The organism is Corynebacterium sp. HMSC28B08 (assembly GCF_001806865.1).
Classification (GTDB): domain Bacteria; phylum Actinomycetota; class Actinomycetes; order Mycobacteriales; family Mycobacteriaceae; genus Corynebacterium; species Corynebacterium auriscanis.
Genome location: NZ_KV786152.1, coordinates 1 through 871, shown reverse-complemented (window position 1 = coordinate 871; position 871 = coordinate 1). Strand labels below are relative to the sequence as shown.

At 56.3% G+C, this 871-nt stretch carries 1 rRNA gene; it reads left to right on the top strand.

Annotated elements, in window-relative coordinates:
- Window positions 1–54 precede the first annotated feature (54 nt).
- Window positions 55–871: ribosomal RNA gene (locus HMPREF3098_RS01635) — 16S ribosomal RNA — on the top strand; the annotation flags it as partial.

Sequence of the window (871 nt, the reverse complement as noted above, 5' to 3'; positions counted from 1 at the left end):
TTTTTTGGCCATGGTTTGTGGCTCTCTTTTTTTTGTTGAGTCTGTTGACTGGCTTTTATGGAGAGTTTGATCCTGGCTCAGGATGAACGCTGGCGGCGTGCTTAACACATGCAAGTCGAACGGAAAGGCCCTGCTTGCAGGGTACTCGAGTGGCGAACGGGTGAGTAACACGTGGGTGATCTGCCTCGTACTTCGGGATAAGCCTGGGAAACTGGGTCTAATACCGGATAGGACCGGCCTTTAGTGTGGTTGGTGGAAAGTTTTGTCGGTACGAGATGAGCCCGCGGCCTATCAGCTTGTTGGTGGGGTAATGGCCTACCAAGGCGACGACGGGTAGCCGGCCTGAGAGGGTGTACGGCCACATTGGGACTGAGACACGGCCCAGACTCCTACGGGAGGCAGCAGTGGGGAATATTGCACAATGGGCGGAAGCCTGATGCAGCGACGCCGCGTGAGGGATGACGGCCTTCGGGTTGTAAACCTCTTTCGCTAGGGAAGAAGCCACGTGTGGTGACGGTACCTGGATAAGAAGCACCGGCTAACTACGTGCCAGCAGCCGCGGTAATACGTAGGGTGCAAGCGTTGTCCGGAATTACTGGGCGTAAAGAGCTCGTAGGTGGTTTGTCGCGTCGTTAGTGAAAGCCCGGGGCTTAACTCCGGGTCTGCTGGCGATACGGGCATAACTTGAGTGCTGTAGGGGAGACTGGAATTCCTGGTGTAGCGGTGGAATGCGCAGATATCAGGAGGAACACCGATGGCGAAGGCAGGTCTCTGGGCAGTAACTGACGCTGAGGAGCGAAAGCATGGGTAGCGAACAGGATTAGATACCCTGGTAGTCCATGCCGTAAACGGTGGGCGCTAGGTGTGGGGG